Raw genomic sequence first — 14424 nt, 5'->3', positions numbered from 1 at the left:
GGCCAGGCGCTGCGGCCGGATCCGGGCGGTCAACAGCCTCCGACACTATGTGGAGGTGCCCGTGAAGCCAAGCGAGGACGGCGCCGACCAGGTGACCTGGTCGGCGCCCGTTTCGCGCGCTCTCGCAGGCACGCCTTACGCGGCGGTCTGCAGTTCCCGGACCGGGACGGCGTGGACCACGGCGGGGGCGGCGTTGTCCTGCTCCGGCGTGAGGTGGGGGCGCAGCCGCAGCGCCAGGGCGACGATCAGCAGCGTCGAGCCCGCCATCGCCGCGAGGTAGAGCGGCCAGGTGCCGGAGCCGACCAGCAGCACGCCGACGGCCGGGCCGACCGCGATCGCTATCTGCTTCACCAGGGAGTACCCGGCGTTGTAGGTGCCGAGCAGCCTGGCCGGGGCGAGGTCGGCCACCATCGGGCCCATGGTGGGCGCGAGCAGCGACTCGCCGACACCGAAGAGGGCGTAGATCGAGACGATGGCGACCGTGGCGGCCATGGTCTCGGTCCGGATCAGGCCGGCCAGCAGGGCCATCGCCCAGGCGCCGAGCCAGACCACGCCGGCCGCGGCCATCGCGGTGGTGCGGCGGCGGCGCGCGGTGATGCGCACCATGAACATCTGCAGCACCACGATGGTCAGCGCGTTGGCACCGATCGCGAGGCCCAGGGTGGAGGGCGCGGTGCCGACGGTGTCGGTGGCGAAGGCCGCGACGCCGGACTCGAACTGGCCGTAGCAGGTGAAGAAGATCAGCCCGGCGAGCAGGCAGAGCCGCAGCATCGCCTTGTCGGCGACCAGCGCGCGCAGGCCCGTCGGGCCGTCGGCCTTCCCGTGGACGGCTATCAGGTGGGTCTTGGGCATCCGGGCGGTGCCGGTGACCAGGGCCAGGCCGAGGAAGGTCGCCGCCTCGATGGTGAACAGACGGGTCAGGCTGGCCGGGTCGGAGACGTTCACGATCTGCCCGCCGACCAGCGCGCCGATGCCCATGCCCAGGTTGACGAGGGTGAACTGCAGCGCGAAGGCGTGCGAGCGGGTGGCCGCCGTCGAGCAGCGGACGATCATCGTGGCGAGCGCCGGCTGGCAGGTGGTGACACCCGCGCCGAACAGGAAGGAGGAGACCAGCAGCGCCGGGGTGCCGGCGGCGTGGCCGAAGGCGAACGCGCCGGTGGCGGCGAGCGCCGTGCCGGCCAGCAGCACCGGACGGGGACCGTACTTGTCGATGCCGCGCCCGGTGAACGGCAGGACGGCGAGGGCCGCCAGCGCGAAGACGGTGAACACCATCCCGGCTGCCAGCGAACCCAGCCCGCGCACCTGGTCCACGTACACGAACATGTACGGCATCGTGAACCCGCTGCCGAACGCGCTGAGCGCGTTGCCGATCTGGACGCGGCGCAGCGGGCTGCCCGCTCCCCCTCGCTGCTGCCTCTGCTGCTTCACCGTGCCGGTCACCGTGCACATCCCTTCCTGGCTTCGACTGGATACTCTTAAGTCCAGAAGATTTCAGAGCTAAAGTTTGACGAGATAAAGTCTTAGCACCAGAAGGGTGCGGAGTCAAAGGCTTAAGGGGTGCACGCCCGTGCGACACTGGTCCGCATGACTACGGACAAGCCGGCGCCGGCTGCCGACAAGCCCGCTCCGGCCACCCCCCTGGAACTCGGCATCGCCGAGCAGGTGGCCCTCTACCAGCGGGAATTCCCCACCGTGGACCCTCAGGTGGAGACCATCGTGCAGACCCTCAACCGGGTCTCCCGGCGGATGGGCGTGGCGTACGACCGTCAGCTGACTGTGCTCGGAATCACCTCCGCGGAGTGGGAGGTGCTCAAGGCGCTGGTGGTCGCCGGCAGCCCCTACCGGCTGGGGCCGGGCGAGCTGGCCAAGCGGCTGGGGCTCACCCCGGCGGCGATGACGCACCGGATCGACCGGATGGTGGCCGACGGCCTGGTCACCCGGGACCGGGACGAGTCCAACCGGGTGCGGGTGATCATCGAGCTGACCGAGACCGGCCGCGACAAGTGGCTGGAGTCGATGCGGATGGCGGCGGTGTTCGAGGAGGAGCTGCTCCAGGACGTCGTGGGCGAGGAGCGCACCGCCCTGTCCGGCCTGCTGGCCCGGATGCTGCGGCGGATCGAGGAGAGCCAGCCGGACGCGCTCGGGCGCACGGCCGACCTGGCCTAGCGGCCGCCGGCCCGGCACCCGAGCTGGAGTGGCGGGCACCGAACGAGAACGGACGGGCCTGGGAACGAACGGGTCCGGCCCGCCGGGGGTGCTCCCCCGGCGGGCCGGACTCATGACTTCAGGTGCCGCGGGGCCCGTGGGCCCTCCGGCGGTTCAGGCCCGTCAGCAGGGGCCGTTGTCGGTCCAGACGCCCCACTGGCCGCTGAGACTCGGGTCCTCGCCCTTGGTCCACCACTTGTTGGTGTAGTAGTGGCCCTTCCACGAGACCTTGGTGCCGCCGGCCGCGTAGGTGGCGTTCGCGTCCCAGCTCGGGGCGGCCGAGCAGGTGGCCGGCGTGGTCGGGGTGCCCGTCGGCGTGCCGGTCGGGGTGCCGGTGGGAGTGCCCGTCGGCGTGCCGGTCGGGGTCTGGGTCGGGCTCGGCGTGCCGGTCGGCGGGGCCGGGCAGCCGGCGGCGGAGCCGTTGGTGGCGCTCACCATCTTGTCGAACAGGGCGGTCCTGGTGCCCAGGTCGTAGAGCGAGAAGGCGAAGGAGCCGCCGAGGCCGTTGCAGTGCGCGTAGTCGAGCTTGGCCTGGATCGACTTGGCGTCCTCACCGCTCCAGAAGGTGGTGCCGTCGTAGAAGTACGTGGCCTTGGCGTCGTCGTCCCAGAAGGTCCTGGACGGGTTGTCGACGAAGCCCGCGAGCTCCTTGAACATCTGGATGCCGGGGACGTTGCCGGACATCGCCGCACCGGCCGCCGGGCTGGCGGCGGGCTGGAAGAGGCCGTTCTTGCCGTTGTTCTGGACGCCGGTCCAGCCGCGGTAGTAGAACGGCACGCCCATGTTGATCTTGTTGGCCGGGAAGCCGCCGGGGATGCCGTACTGCGCGTCGCCGACCGTCCACGCCTTGATGGCGTTGTCGATCGAGTACTTGCCGTTGCCCGGCTTGGCCGGGGTCGACGGGTCGTTCGGGCCCGAGTAGAGCGGGGCCTGGTGGTTGGTCGGCCCCTGCGGATCCCAACCGCCGTGCATGTCATAGGTCATGACGTCGAGGAAGGTCAGGTACTGACCGATCTTGTCCGTCTCGACGTTCATGATCTTGTCCTGGCCGGCGCCGACCGCCGCCGACAGGGCGTAGGTCTTGTTGTCGACCTTGCCCTGCGCGTCCAGCTGGGTGCGGAACTCCTTCAGCAGCGCCGTGAAGTTCTGCTTGTCGGCCGGGCTGGAGATGTTGCCGGTGTGGCCGCCGCCGCCCGGGTACTCCCAGTCGATGTCGACGCCGTCGAAGATGCCGGCCGCCGACCCCGCGCCGCCGTAGCCGGCGTCGGTCGGGAGGTTGCCCTTGATGAACATGTCCAGACAGGACGACACCAGGTGCTTGCGCGAGGCGTCCGTGGCGGCCGCCGACGAGAAGTACTTGGAGTAGGTCCAACCGCCCAGCGAGATCAGGATCTTGAGGTTGGGGTTCTTCGCCTTCAGCTTCTTCAGCTGGTTGAAGTTGCCCGCGATCGGCTGGTTCCAGACGTCGCCGACGCCGTCGACCGAGATGTCGGCGCCGAAGCTCTTCTGGTAGTCGGCGAACGCGTCGCCCGCGCCGTCGCCCGCGTTGGGGTTGTTGTCGTTCGTGTCGGCGGCCTTGGTGGCCTCGAAACACCCCAGGTCGCTCGGGTGGATGTTGGCGAAGTCGTAGATCAGGTAGTCCAGTTTCCCGGCCACGCCGGTGTCCTGGATCGTCTTGGGGTAGTAGCCGTTCGCGTAGATCGACCACTGGTCGTAGTAGGCGACCTTGATGCCGCCGCTGGTGGCGGGCGCGCCGCTGCTGTTGGTGGTCGCGGCGTTGGCCGCGCCGCCGCCGGACAGTGCGAGGCCCGCGCCGAGCAGCAGGGAGGCGGTGGTTCCGGCCGCGACGGCGACCAGGCTCTTCGGGCGGCGTCGGCGACCGCCCTGCGGGGCCGGGGCCCCGACCCTTTCGATGCGTGAGCGCAGCATGGGTGCGTGACTCCTGGTTGTGGGGGTTCCCGCCCGCCCCGGGGGGTGCGTCCGGGGTGGGGCCGGACGACCGGGACATGACGGGAATGGGTGGGGAATCGAGCGGATCAGGCCATGACGGACACCGGGATGCGCCGAACCGGCGCCCGCGGCACGAGGCCGTTGACGCCGGTTCAGGGGCTCCCTGCACCTGGGCAATAAAAATGGACTAGACCAACTCGCCCGTCAAGGGGTGCTGTTCGGCCTTGAGCCCCGCTTAAGGTTCCGCCCCCGCGCCGAGCCGGGCGCCGAGGGCCGGGCACCGGCGGCGGACATCAGCAGCGGCCGGGCATCGGTAGCGTCCGCGCGTCAGTAGCGGACGGCGTTGGCCACCTCGGCCTTGACGGTTCCGGATAGGTCCCGGTTGCCGTGCGCGGTGGCCTGGGCGCTCTGCCCGACGGCCACGTCCTGGACGGTCACCGCGGTCGCGTCCAGCACCTTGCCGGACTCGTCGGTGAAGTCCAGCTGGATCACGTACCGGTACGACTGCCGGCCGTGGTTGGTGACGGTCAGCTGCACCTGCGCCTTGCCGTCCGAACCGGTGGTCACCGCCCCGGCGGTGACGTCCCCCTTGGCGTCCAGCCCGCCCTTGATCCCGGCCACGGCCGAGGAGGCCGCCGACACCGCCGCCGAGGCCTGCGCCTCCGCCGAGGCGATCGCCGCCCCCGCCCCGCCGGCTCCCGAGGCCAGCGCCGAGGCGGCGGAGGCCGCGGCGCTCGCGCCCTTCTCCACCGCGGACGCCGCCTCCGAGGCCACGCTGTTCGCGCTCTTGCCGGAGGAGCAGCCCGCCAACGCCGCCGCGCCGACCACCACCGCGGACACCCCCGCCACCAACCGGCGTCGGCGGAGCACCGGCGGCGCGTCCAGGTAACGCGCGGTGACTCGTGCGGTGACTCGTGCGGTGGTTCGTGCGGTGGTCACGGAGGTGGCCCGGGTGAGCGGCTGGCGGTCCATGCGGTCCTCGTTTCCGGTCGGCGCCGGGCTGCCCGGCGCGCCTCCCGGCCCACCCTCCGAGGGCCCGGGGACAGCCGCCAGCAGGGGTACTGCCTCCGGGTGAACGGCCCGTGCACGGCTCCCTGAACCGCTCCACGGACGACTCCGCGAACGATTCCGTGCACGCTCCCGGGCCCGTCAGGACAGCCCCGAGCCCTCCTGCTCGTCCGCCTCCACCGCGGCCCGCTCCTCGCGCAGCCGCACCAGGTGCCGGCGCCGCGCCACCACGCCGTACGCTCCGGCCACGCTGCCGGTGAAGGCCAGCAGGCCGACCCAGGGCCGGTCGAAGACGTGGCCGGTCAGGTGGTCCAGTGAGTACCGTCCGGCGCCGGCCAGACCGATCGCCAGGCCGGTCGCGCCGAGGAAGGCCGGGTACTCGTAGCCGCCGGACATGGCGAAGAAGCCGGCCGGGGCGTGCACGGCCACCGCGCCCGCCATCGTCCCGGCCACCACCGCGCCGGCCGCCGGCGTGGCCAGCCCGGCCACCAGCAGCGCGCCGCCGCCCGCCTCGCCGAGGCCGGCCGCGATCGCGCTCTCCCGGGCCGGCTGGAAGCCCATGTGCTCCATCGCCTGGGTGGTGCCCTCCAGGCCACCGCCCCCGAACCAGCCGAACAGCTTCTGGGTGCCGTGCGCGATCAGCACCCCGCCGACCGCGCTGCGCAGGGCCAGCAGGCCCAGGTCCTTACGGTTCAGGCACATGTCGGTTCCTCGTTTCCGCGGCGGAGTGGTCCCTGCCAGTGGGGACGGCCGGCGCGGCGGGGTCGCTGCGCGGCGGTCCTGCCTCCATAGCAACCGAGAGCGCGCACCCGTTCGAGCCGGGGCCGCCATCCGGGCGAATTCGCCGCCACTCGGGAATGACGGGAACGGACCGCCCGCCGGGAACGGGCCGCGGCCCGGGGGATCCACGCCACGCCCGGCCGCGGGGCGTGGCGGACCGGCCGCCCCGGGGGCCGCGGTCATGCTTGGCCCATGTTCGTCTTCAACCTGAGCAGCGCCTTCATCACCTTCTTCGCCGTGGTCGGCCCGCCCAAGACCCTGTTGGCCTTCGCCCGGCTGGCCACCACCCGCACCACCCGGGAGCTGCGGCGGCTGGCGGCGTGGAGCACGGTCATCTCGGCGGTGATCGGCCTGGTGCTCGGGTTCACGGCGGACGAGGTCAGCACGCTGTTCCACATCAGCGACCAGTCGCTGCAGCTCGCGGGCGGACTGATCTTCTTCGTCTACGCGGTCGCCCTGGTGTTCGGCGTCCACCTCGGGGGCGACGGCGCGGCGGACGAGCACCTGCCGAACCCACTGGTGGACGGCATCCGCGAGCTGCTGCTGCCCTACATCGCCAGCCCGCTCGCGGTGACCGCCGTCCTGGTCGCCTCCCTCAACCAGGACGACTGGGGCTGGAAGGCCACCGTGGCCGGGGCGTACGTGGCCGTCACGGTGATCAACTACGTCTGCGTGGCCCTGCTCGCGCCGCTGATGCAGCGCACCCACCGGACCTCGCTGGAGGTGCTGTCCCGGCTGCTCGGCCTGCTGCTGGCTGCGGTCGGCGTGGAGTTGTTCCTGGAGGGCCTGGCCGGGCTCGGGGTGCACCTGCCCACGGCGCACTGAGCCCGGCCCACGGCGGTCGGGCGGCGGGCACGGTCAGGCGGGACGGCCGACGGCCGGCTGCCTCAGGCGGCGGCCAGCTCGGCCAGCACCGCGCCGATCCGCTCGCGCACCAGCGGGTCGCCGACCAGCCCGTCCGGGCCGACCGCCCCGCGCTCCAGCGGCAGCCGGACGCAGGCCGCGTCCACCACGGCCGCGCCGGTGTAGCCGAGGACGGTGCGCAGGGTGGCCTCGGCTCCGCCGCCGCGCCCCGGGCCGGCCGCGTTGATCCAGGCGGTGGGCTTGTCCGAGATCTCGACCCCGCCGACCGTCCAGTCCAGCAGGTTCTTGAACGCGCCCGGCAGCGTCCCGGCGTACTCGGGGCTGCAGACCAGCAGCGCGTCGGCCGCCCCGATCGCGGCCCGCAGAGCGGCCACCGGCTCCGGCAGCGGGTCGGTGTCCAGGTCCGGGTTGAAGTGCGGCAGCGCGGCCAGCCCGGTGTAGTAGGTGGTCCGCAGGCCCGGGGTGGCGGCGGCCACGGCGGCCGCGGTGCGCAGCACGGTCTCGTTGGTGGAGCCGGCCCGCAGGCTCCCCGGCAGCAGCAGGATGTGGCGCTCGTTCGGCATGACGGGGAACCTACTCCTTGACGTGCGCGTCAAGGCCAGCGGCCTCCGCCCCGCGCTCCCGGCCGGCACGGCCGCTCAGCAGTCCTGGTCAGCCCTCGCGCCCCGCGCTCCCGGTCAGCGGGGCGCCAGCGGCCGCCACGGCACCGGGCTGGAGAGGATCATCGAGCTGGACGGCTGGCCGTAGCCGCCGAGCCGGTCGCACAGCGCCTCGAACTCGGCCATCGTCGGCACCGCGACCAGCAGCACGCAGCAGGCGCCGCCGGTGACCCGGTGCAGTTGGAGCACCTCCGGCCAGGTCGGCACGTCGGGGTCGCGCAGCACGCAGCGGGGGCCGTAGCACTGGATCTGCACCAGCGCGGTGATCGGCAGCCCGGCCCGGGCGGGTTCCACGTGGGCGTGGTAGCCGCTGATCACCCCCTCGGCTTCCAGGCGGCGGACCCGTTCGGCCACCGCGGGTGCGGACAGGCTGACCCGGCGCGAGAGTTCGTTGTACGAGAGCCGGGCGTCGGCCTGCAGCTCGGCCAGCAGGCGGCGGTCGACGGCGTCCATGGCGACTCCCCGGGTGGTCGGGATCAAGGGATTTTCGTTCGTAAAGCGAATCGACCGAACACCTCGCGAACAGAACATCAAACGGCGGTTGCGGTGTCCGCCGACCATTCAAGCGGGGGGCACCACCGCCGCACAATGGGCACGCGGTGGAACCGGGCAGTCCGTCTGGTTCACCGCAGCGGGCGGCGGGGCGTCCGGACGGATCAGGAGGGATCGGGATGGGGCACGACACGGTGGAGACACCCAACCTGTCGTTCGGTCGGGACGGGGCGCCGGGTCGGAGCACCCCGTACGCCCAGTACGCGCGCCTGGACGAGCTGCACGCGCTGCAGCACCCGCGCAGCAAGGAGCCGGCCGAACTGTCGTTCATCATCACCACCCAGGTGATGGAGCTGCTCTTCGACCTGCTGCGGCACGAGTGGACGCTCGCCGGGCAGGCCCTGCGCGAGGACGACCTGCCCGCCGCGCTGGCCGCTCTGCGCCGGGGCACCCACACCCAGGACGTGCTGGCGGAGTCCTGGGGCCTGCTGGCCACCATGACGCCGCAGGAGTTCAACTCCTTCCGCTCGCTGTTCGGCGAGGCCTCCGGCTTCCAGTCCGCGGCCTTCCTGCACCTGGAGTTCCTGCTCGGCAACAAGAACGCCGCACTGCTGAAGATGTACGACGGCATGCCGCGCACGCAGCACGAGCTGACCGAGGCGCTGCGCTCCCCCGGCCTGTACGACGAGGCGCTGGCGCTGCTGGCACGGCGCGGCCTGGCGGTGCGCCCGGAGGTCTCCGAGCAGCGCTACCGCCCGTCCGAGGAGGTCGCGGCGGCCTGGCGGCGGGTGTACACCGAGCCGGAGTTCGCCGCGCTGCAGCCGCTCGGCGAGGCCCTGCTGGACGTCGCCGAGCGGGTCACCCGCTGGCGCCAGCGGCACCTCAGCACGGTCAAGCGGACCATGGGCGGCAAGCCCGGCTCGGGCGGCTCCAGCGGGCTGACCTGGCTGCGCAAGTCGGCCGAGCAGGACGTGTTCCCGGAGCTGTGGACGATCCGGGACGCGCTGTGACGGGAAGAACCGAGACGGAGCCGGCCGGATCGGGCCGGACCGGGCAGGGCCGGGAACGAGGGGACCGAGGAATGGGCATGACCACGCGCGACGAGTGCGCGGCGCTGGACGCCGTCGACCCGCTGGCGGCGTTCCGCAAGGAGTTCGCCCTGCCGGACGGGGTGATCTACCTGGACGGCAACTCGCTGGGCGCGCTGCCGGTGCGCACTTCGGAGCGAGTGCGCCAGGTGGTCGAGGAGGAGTGGGGCCGGGAACTGATCCGCAGCTGGAACGACGCCGGCTGGTTCGAGCAGCCGTACCGGCTGGGGCGGCGGATCGCGCCGCTGGTCGGGGCCGACGCGGCGGAGGTGGTCGTCTGCGACACCACCTCGGTGAACCTGTTCAAGGTGCTGTCGGCCGCGCTGCGGCTGCGCCCGGGCCGCCGCACGGTGCTCGGCGACGCCGAGGCCTTCCCGACCGACCTGTACATCGCCGAGGGCGTCACCGGCCTGGTCGAGGGCGCGCGCAGCGCGCTGATCCGGCCGGAGGAGCTGGACCGGCACCTGGACGGGGACGTCGCCGCGGTCGTCCTCTCCCTCGTGGACTACCGCACCGGCGAGCTGCTGGACCTGCCCGGGATCACCGCCCGGGTGCAGGCCGCGGGCGCGCTGATGATCTGGGACGTGTGCCACGCGGTCGGCGCGCTGCCGGTCGAACTCGGCGCCGCGAACGTCGACTTCGCGATCGGCTGCACCTACAAGTACCTGAACGGCGGCCCCGGCTCGCCGGCCTTCCTGTACGTCGCCGAGCGGCACCTGGCGGCCGGTCCGCTGCAGCCGCTCAGCGGCTGGTTCGGCCACGCCCGCCCGTTCGCCTTCGAGCCCGGGTACGAGCCCAAGCCGGGCATCGGCCGCTTCCTGACCAGCTCGCCGTCCCTGCTCGGCCAGGCCGCCCTCGGCGCCTCGCTGGACGTCTGGGAGCGGGTCGACCTCGCGGCGGTGCGCGCCAAGAGCCTGGCGCTGACCGACCTGTTCATCGAGCTGACCGGGGGCCTGGACGGCATCGAGGTGGTGACCCCGCGCGACCACGCCCGGCGCGGCAGCCAGGTCGCCCTGCGGCACGCCGACGGCTACCCGGTGGTGCAGGCGCTGATCGAGCGCGGGGTGATCGGCGACTTCCGCGCGCCGGACCTGATGCGCTTCGGCTTCACGCCGCTCTACCTCTCGTACACCGAGGTCTGGGACGCCGCCCGGCAGCTGGCCGAGGTGCTGGACAGCGGCGAGTGGAGCGCGGAGCGCTTCTCCCGCCGGGGCGAGGTGACGTGAGCCGGACGTTGCGCGACGGGGTGGTGGCACCGCCGGGAACGTGACGTGACGGAGGTCATGTCGAGCAGGCGTTCGATCGCCATCTCCCCTGGGGATCCTCCTTCTTGACCAGCCGTCAACTCAAGGGGAGGTTGCTCGTGAACATCGAACTCGGCCCGCTCAAGCCCGATCCCTCCCTGACAGCCCTCGGCCTGGCCCAGCTCTTCCTGATGATGTGGGCACTCGGCTCCCGCCTGCTCCCGCGCATCGAGCGGGTGCAGACGGAACGGCGGGAGGCGATCGACGGCCCGCTCGAACGCGCGGAGGCGGTCCGCGCCGAGGCCGAGGCCGTCCGGGACGCCGCCCAGCAGGAGATCGACGCGGCCCGGCACGAGGCGGCCCGAGTCCGGCAGGAGTACGCCGCACAGGGCACGGCGGCGATCGCGGCGGCCCGCGAGGAGGGCGTCCGCGACCGCGAACGGCTGCTCACCGCCGGCCACGCCCGGATCGCCGCCGACCGGGCCGAGGCCGCCGACCGGCTCCGGCAGGACGTCGGCGGCCTGGCCGTCGCCCTGGCCGGCCGGGTGGTCGGCGAGCCGGTCCACGCCGTCGCCGCCCGGCGCCGGACGGTGGAACGCTTCTTCGAGGCGAACCGGCCCTCCCAGGGCCCGTCCTGACGGGGCAGTCCCGCTTGGGGACAGTTCTGCTTAGCGGGACAATCCGTTTAGCGGGACAATCCGTTCAGCGGGACAGTTCCGCCACCAGGCGCCGATAGGTGCCGAAGGCGGGCTTGCGCGAGTAGTCGTCGCGCAGCAGGCCGAAGCGGTGGAACGGCCCCGCGCCGGCGCTGTCGGCGTCCCGCAGGGCGAAGAACGCGTAGCCGGTGACGGTGAGTTCGGCGGCGAGCCCGGCGACCGTCCGGATCACCTCCTCCACCACCTCGGCCTGCCGCTCCTCGCTCCGCCCAGGGCCGGTGGGCCAGCCGTTCTCGCAGATCCGCACCGGGACGGCGGGCCCGATCCCGGCCTTGGGCAGCGCGTCCCGGCGGAATCCGGTGACCACCGCCCGCACCGCGTCCACGAGTCGGCCGGGCGGCACCGGGCGGAAGACGTCCGGGAAGAAGTCCAGGCCGACGTAGTCCAGGGCGCGGTGGAAGCGATCGTCGGCGAGCCGTCCGAGCTCGGGCCAGAAGGTGTCCGCGGGATCGAAGGTCGGCACCGCGTTGAACCCGACGGCCAACTCGCCGTGACCGCAGGCCAGCGCCTCCTCCTTGGCCGCGATGACGCCTTCGACCACCGCCCGGCGGACGTTCGGGATGCCACCGTCCACGGGCGGGAGGTCGAGGTTGGGCTCCTCGCAGATCTGGAGGAGGGCGATCCGGTGCCCCTCCGTCCGGACCGTCCGCCGGACGAAGTCCAGCCAACCCGCCAACTCCCCGCTGCGCTCCCGGAACTGGAGCACCAGGTCCAGCTTCCGCCCCTCCACGGCGTACTGCTCGGGCCGCTGCGGAGTGTGTGCACCGTCCGGGTACAGGCGGTAGGAGCGGACGAGGAACTCGGCTGCGCCGCCCTGGAGTTCCCGCAGGGCGGCGGTGATCTGCGCGGGGTCGTCGGGGCGGACGGGCTCGATCAGGCCGGTGTCGTCACCGAGCAGTCCGCCGAGGTAGATGCCGAAGGTGAAGGCCATGCCGCCACCGTATCCGATATTTTTGGTGTCACTGCAAGTTTGATGCGACAACATGTTTTGGTCCTAGGATTCCGCCATGGGACTTCGCGAACTCAAGAAGCAGCAGACCCGGGAGCTCCTGGCAGACACCGCCATGGGCCTGTTCGCCGAGCGCGGGTTCGACCAGGTCACGGTGGTCGAGGTGGCCCGCGCCGCCGGGGTCTCGCCCAACACGGTCTTCAACTACTTCCCGACCAAGGAGGACCTGTTCTTCGACCGGCAGGACACGGTGGTCGCCCACCTGGCCTCGGTGGTCCGGCACCGCCCCGCCGGCAGCTCCGCCGTGGACGCCGTCCGGACCGACCTGCTGGCCGCGGTCGCGGACGGGGAGCCGACGGTCGAACTCAGTCCGCGGATGGCGGCGTTCTGGCGGATCGTCACGGACAGCCCCGCGCTGCGGGCCCGACTGCTCGAACTCGGCGAGCAGGCCGAGGCGGCACTGGCCGCCGTCCTCGCCGAGGAGTCGGGGGCCGCCCCGGACGACCCGCTCCCCCACGTGGTGGCCGGAGCCGTCGCGGGAGCCCACCGGGCGGTCCTCGGCGAGATCCGGCGGGCCATGGTGGCCGGGGAGCCGGCCGAGACGGTGCGGACGCGGGTCGAGACGGCGGTGGAACGGGCCTTCGGCCTGCTCGGCTCGGGGCTCGCGGACTACCCGGCGGCGACGTAGGGGCCACTGCGCGCCGCCGGCCGGCTCCGGCGGGGTGCACGGCGCAGGCCGCCCGCGACGCGTCGTCACGGGCGGCCTGCGCCGCTGATCAGCTGTTCTGATGTGCAGATGTTCGAAGATTCGGCGGTTCGGAGGTTCGGCGGTGCAGAGGTACGGAGGTTCAGCCGTTCCGCTGTCCGGTGTGAGCCGTCAGCTGTGGCGGCCGCGCCGGCGGGCGGCCATCACGGCCAGGCCGCCGAGACCGAGCAGACCGATGCCCGCCAGGCCGAAGACCACCGGGGCGTTGCCCGCTCCGGTGGAGGGCAACTCGCCGCCGCCACCGGGGTGGTGGCTGCTCGGGCGCCCGGTCGGGTGGTGGCTGGTCGGCGCCGGGTGCGCGCTCGACGTCGACGCGCTGGCGGTCGGTGAGGTGGGGCTCGCGGTCGGGGAGGTGGGCGACGGGAAGGTCGGACTCGGCGAGGTCGGCGACGGGGACGTCGGCGACGGCGAGGTGGGGGTCACGGTCGGCGACGTGGGCGAGGGGGACGGCGACGGGGAGGACGAGGTCGGCGACGGGCTCGGCGTCACCGTGCAGTCCGGCAGGTCCCCGTCGAACGGGTAGCTGTGGATCTCGTAGCCGCCGGTGCCGGTGTGGATCAGGTTGCCCGCCAGGTACACCCGGCCGTTCATGCCCGGCTGGGCGATGGTCGTGGTGCCGCCCGGGTTCCCGGCCAGGACCGAGCCCTGGAACTGGGCGCTGCCGAGGATCCGGGCCGAGGTCGCGGTCGGGAAGTTGTAGATCAGCTTCGAGCGCATGGCGGTGGTCTGGTCGCCCGCCAGACCGGTGCCCGTGTAGGTGTTGATGATCGGGCTGTCCCCGAGCATGTTGACCACGACGGTGGCGCCGGCCGGGATGTTCGCGAAGACCAGGCCGATCTGCCCGCCGCTCGGCGAGGCGAGGTTCCGGGTGACGTTGAAGACCTGCTTGGCGCTGGTCCCGTCGCCGGTGAGGGTCGCCTGGCTGGAGGAGACGTCGACCGTGCCGGTCGCGGTGGCTCGCCCGACGCAGTCGGAGACCTCCTCGATCCGGGTCAGCACCGTCTGGTACGGCGCGGCGGCGTCCGGGTCCTGGATCGACTGCCCGGTCGGGTCGATGTTGACGGTGCCGGTCACGCTGCCCGCGTGGCGGAGGTTGCCGAAGGCCTGGCCGTGCGAGTCCCTGCCGCCGATCAGGATGCGGTTGCCGGTCTTGACGTCGACGTTGCCGCCGGTGGTCACGAAGTCGCTGCCGTTGGGAGGGGCGACGCGCGAGCCGACGCCGACGACGCCCATGTTGTAAGCGCCGCCGCCGTTCTTGTCGACGGTCAGGTTCCCCAGCGTGACGATCTTGCCCTCGGCCTCGGCGGCGCGACCGGTCACGGTGTAGTCGCCACCGGTGAAGACGTTGATGTTGGCGTCCCGCCCCGTGAAGTCGCCGTTGTTCGGCGGCGGCCAGGTCGCGGGGCAGGCCGGTCCGGCACACGCACCCAGCGGCGGGGCCAGCGGCGCGGCCGAACCGACCGTCAGCACCGCGGCCAGCGGCAGGGCGGCGACGGCGGTCGCCACCGCCACCCGGACGGCCCTGCGGCTCCGGGTGGCGGGCGTTCTCACGGCGGTCGTTCTGTGATCCGGCGAACCGGTGGCCTGACCCATCGACAATTCCTCCGCGCAGAGAAAAGGGCAGGTTCGGACGACCTGCCTCGGTCCGTGTGATCTGCTGGCAATCCCACAGATCCGTGACATCCAACCTCATATCGGACTAT

General features: G+C 72.6%; 14 protein-coding genes. 6 read left to right on the top strand and 8 right to left on the bottom strand.

Annotation, left to right across the window (positions count from 1 at the left end):
• Positions 1–135: 135 nt before the first annotated feature.
• Positions 136–1440: an MFS transporter gene (locus tag AC0B61_RS11060; RefSeq protein WP_471740337.1), complete on the bottom strand. Its 1305-nt coding sequence runs from the start codon at positions 1438–1440 to the stop codon at positions 136–138.
• Between the two features lie 144 nt (positions 1441–1584).
• On the opposite strand from AC0B61_RS11060, the gene AC0B61_RS11055 reads away from it, so the two are divergent.
• Positions 1585–2166, top strand: coding sequence for a MarR family winged helix-turn-helix transcriptional regulator (locus tag AC0B61_RS11055; RefSeq protein ID WP_471740336.1), 582 nt, complete (start codon positions 1585–1587; stop codon positions 2164–2166).
• 162 nt (positions 2167–2328) lie between these two features.
• On the opposite strand, the gene AC0B61_RS11050 is transcribed toward AC0B61_RS11055, so the two are convergent.
• The 3 genes from AC0B61_RS11050 to AC0B61_RS11040 form a co-directional block, all read right to left on the bottom strand.
• Positions 2329–4134: a glycosyl hydrolase family 18 protein gene (locus tag AC0B61_RS11050; protein ID WP_471740335.1), complete on the bottom strand. Its 1806-nt coding sequence runs from the start codon at positions 4132–4134 to the stop codon at positions 2329–2331.
• A 348-nt stretch (positions 4135–4482) separates the two neighbouring features.
• Entirely contained in the window at positions 4483–5127 is a 645-nt protein-coding gene (locus AC0B61_RS11045; protein WP_471740334.1) for a hypothetical protein, read from the bottom strand.
• A gap of 177 nt (positions 5128–5304) precedes the next feature.
• Positions 5305–5865 (bottom strand): DoxX family protein, encoded by a 561-nt coding sequence (locus tag AC0B61_RS11040; RefSeq protein ID WP_471740333.1) that lies wholly within the window; start codon positions 5863–5865, stop codon positions 5305–5307.
• Positions 5866–6135: 270 nt separating this feature from the next.
• Between AC0B61_RS11040 and AC0B61_RS11035 the strand changes: the two genes are divergently transcribed.
• Entirely contained in the window at positions 6136–6768 is a 633-nt protein-coding gene (locus AC0B61_RS11035) for a MarC family protein (protein WP_471740332.1), read from the top strand.
• 62 nt (positions 6769–6830) lie between these two features.
• Here AC0B61_RS11035 and AC0B61_RS11030 read toward each other — a convergent pair whose 3' ends face one another.
• Together AC0B61_RS11030 and AC0B61_RS11025 are read right to left on the bottom strand one after the other, a co-directional pair.
• On the bottom strand, positions 6831–7370 hold the full coding sequence (locus AC0B61_RS11030) for an NADPH-dependent FMN reductase (RefSeq protein WP_471740331.1): 540 nt from the start codon (positions 7368–7370) through the stop codon (positions 6831–6833).
• 114 nt (positions 7371–7484) lie between these two features.
• Positions 7485–7919: an Lrp/AsnC family transcriptional regulator gene (locus tag AC0B61_RS11025; RefSeq protein WP_471740330.1), complete on the bottom strand. Its 435-nt coding sequence runs from the start codon at positions 7917–7919 to the stop codon at positions 7485–7487.
• A 218-nt stretch (positions 7920–8137) separates the two neighbouring features.
• On the opposite strand from AC0B61_RS11025, the gene AC0B61_RS11020 reads away from it, so the two are divergent.
• The 3 genes from AC0B61_RS11020 (at position 8138) to AC0B61_RS11010 (ending at position 10928) form a co-directional block, all read left to right on the top strand.
• Positions 8138–8968, top strand: coding sequence for a tryptophan 2,3-dioxygenase (locus AC0B61_RS11020; protein ID WP_471740329.1), 831 nt, complete (start codon positions 8138–8140; stop codon positions 8966–8968).
• 77 nt (positions 8969–9045) lie between these two features.
• The gene (kynU, locus tag AC0B61_RS11015) at positions 9046–10272 is read left to right on the top strand and encodes a kynureninase (protein WP_471740328.1); all 1227 of its coding nucleotides are present in this window, start codon (positions 9046–9048) and stop codon (positions 10270–10272) included.
• Positions 10273–10409: 137 nt separating this feature from the next.
• Positions 10410–10928 carry a F0F1 ATP synthase subunit B family protein gene (locus AC0B61_RS11010; RefSeq protein WP_471740327.1) on the top strand — a complete coding sequence of 173 codons (519 nt, stop codon included), beginning with the start codon at positions 10410–10412 and terminating at the stop codon, positions 10926–10928.
• Positions 10929–10992: 64 nt separating this feature from the next.
• Here AC0B61_RS11010 and AC0B61_RS11005 read toward each other — a convergent pair whose 3' ends face one another.
• Positions 10993–11937 (bottom strand): hypothetical protein, encoded by a 945-nt coding sequence (locus tag AC0B61_RS11005; protein ID WP_471740326.1) that lies wholly within the window; start codon positions 11935–11937, stop codon positions 10993–10995.
• Between the two features lie 76 nt (positions 11938–12013).
• Between AC0B61_RS11005 and AC0B61_RS11000 the strand changes: the two genes are divergently transcribed.
• Positions 12014–12643 carry a TetR family transcriptional regulator gene (locus AC0B61_RS11000; protein ID WP_471740325.1) on the top strand — a complete coding sequence of 210 codons (630 nt, stop codon included), beginning with the start codon at positions 12014–12016 and terminating at the stop codon, positions 12641–12643.
• Between the two features lie 189 nt (positions 12644–12832).
• On the opposite strand, the gene AC0B61_RS10995 is transcribed toward AC0B61_RS11000, so the two are convergent.
• Positions 12833–14272 (bottom strand): choice-of-anchor A family protein, encoded by a 1440-nt coding sequence (locus AC0B61_RS10995; RefSeq protein WP_471740324.1) that lies wholly within the window; start codon positions 14270–14272, stop codon positions 12833–12835.
• Between the last annotated feature and the right edge of the window lie 152 nt (positions 14273–14424).

This window comes from Kitasatospora sp. NPDC023385, assembly GCF_055664045.1.
This window is presented reverse-complemented; position numbering and strand designations above follow the sequence as displayed.

What these genes read in the sequence shown, in the direction of transcription:
- AC0B61_RS11055 (WP_471740336.1), top strand. Translation starts at nt 1,585, where the DNA reads ATGACTACGGACAAGCCGGCGCCGGCTGCCGACAAGCCCGCTCCGGCC.
- AC0B61_RS11050 (WP_471740335.1), bottom strand. Translation starts at nt 4,134, where the DNA reads ATGCTGCGCTCACGCATCGAAAGGGTCGGGGCCCCGGCCCCGCAGGGC.
- AC0B61_RS11045 (WP_471740334.1), bottom strand. Translation starts at nt 5,127, where the DNA reads ATGGACCGCCAGCCGCTCACCCGGGCCACCTCCGTGACCACCGCACGA.
- AC0B61_RS11040 (WP_471740333.1), bottom strand. Translation starts at nt 5,865, where the DNA reads ATGTGCCTGAACCGTAAGGACCTGGGCCTGCTGGCCCTGCGCAGCGCG.
- AC0B61_RS11035 (WP_471740332.1), top strand. Translation starts at nt 6,136, where the DNA reads ATGTTCGTCTTCAACCTGAGCAGCGCCTTCATCACCTTCTTCGCCGTG.
- AC0B61_RS11030 (WP_471740331.1), bottom strand. Translation starts at nt 7,370, where the DNA reads ATGCCGAACGAGCGCCACATCCTGCTGCTGCCGGGGAGCCTGCGGGCC.
- AC0B61_RS11025 (WP_471740330.1), bottom strand. Translation starts at nt 7,919, where the DNA reads ATGGACGCCGTCGACCGCCGCCTGCTGGCCGAGCTGCAGGCCGACGCC.
- AC0B61_RS11020 (WP_471740329.1), top strand. Translation starts at nt 8,138, where the DNA reads ATGGGGCACGACACGGTGGAGACACCCAACCTGTCGTTCGGTCGGGAC.
- kynU (WP_471740328.1), top strand. Translation starts at nt 9,046, where the DNA reads ATGACCACGCGCGACGAGTGCGCGGCGCTGGACGCCGTCGACCCGCTG.
- AC0B61_RS11005 (WP_471740326.1), bottom strand. Translation starts at nt 11,937, where the DNA reads ATGGCCTTCACCTTCGGCATCTACCTCGGCGGACTGCTCGGTGACGAC.
- AC0B61_RS11000 (WP_471740325.1), top strand. Translation starts at nt 12,014, where the DNA reads ATGGGACTTCGCGAACTCAAGAAGCAGCAGACCCGGGAGCTCCTGGCA.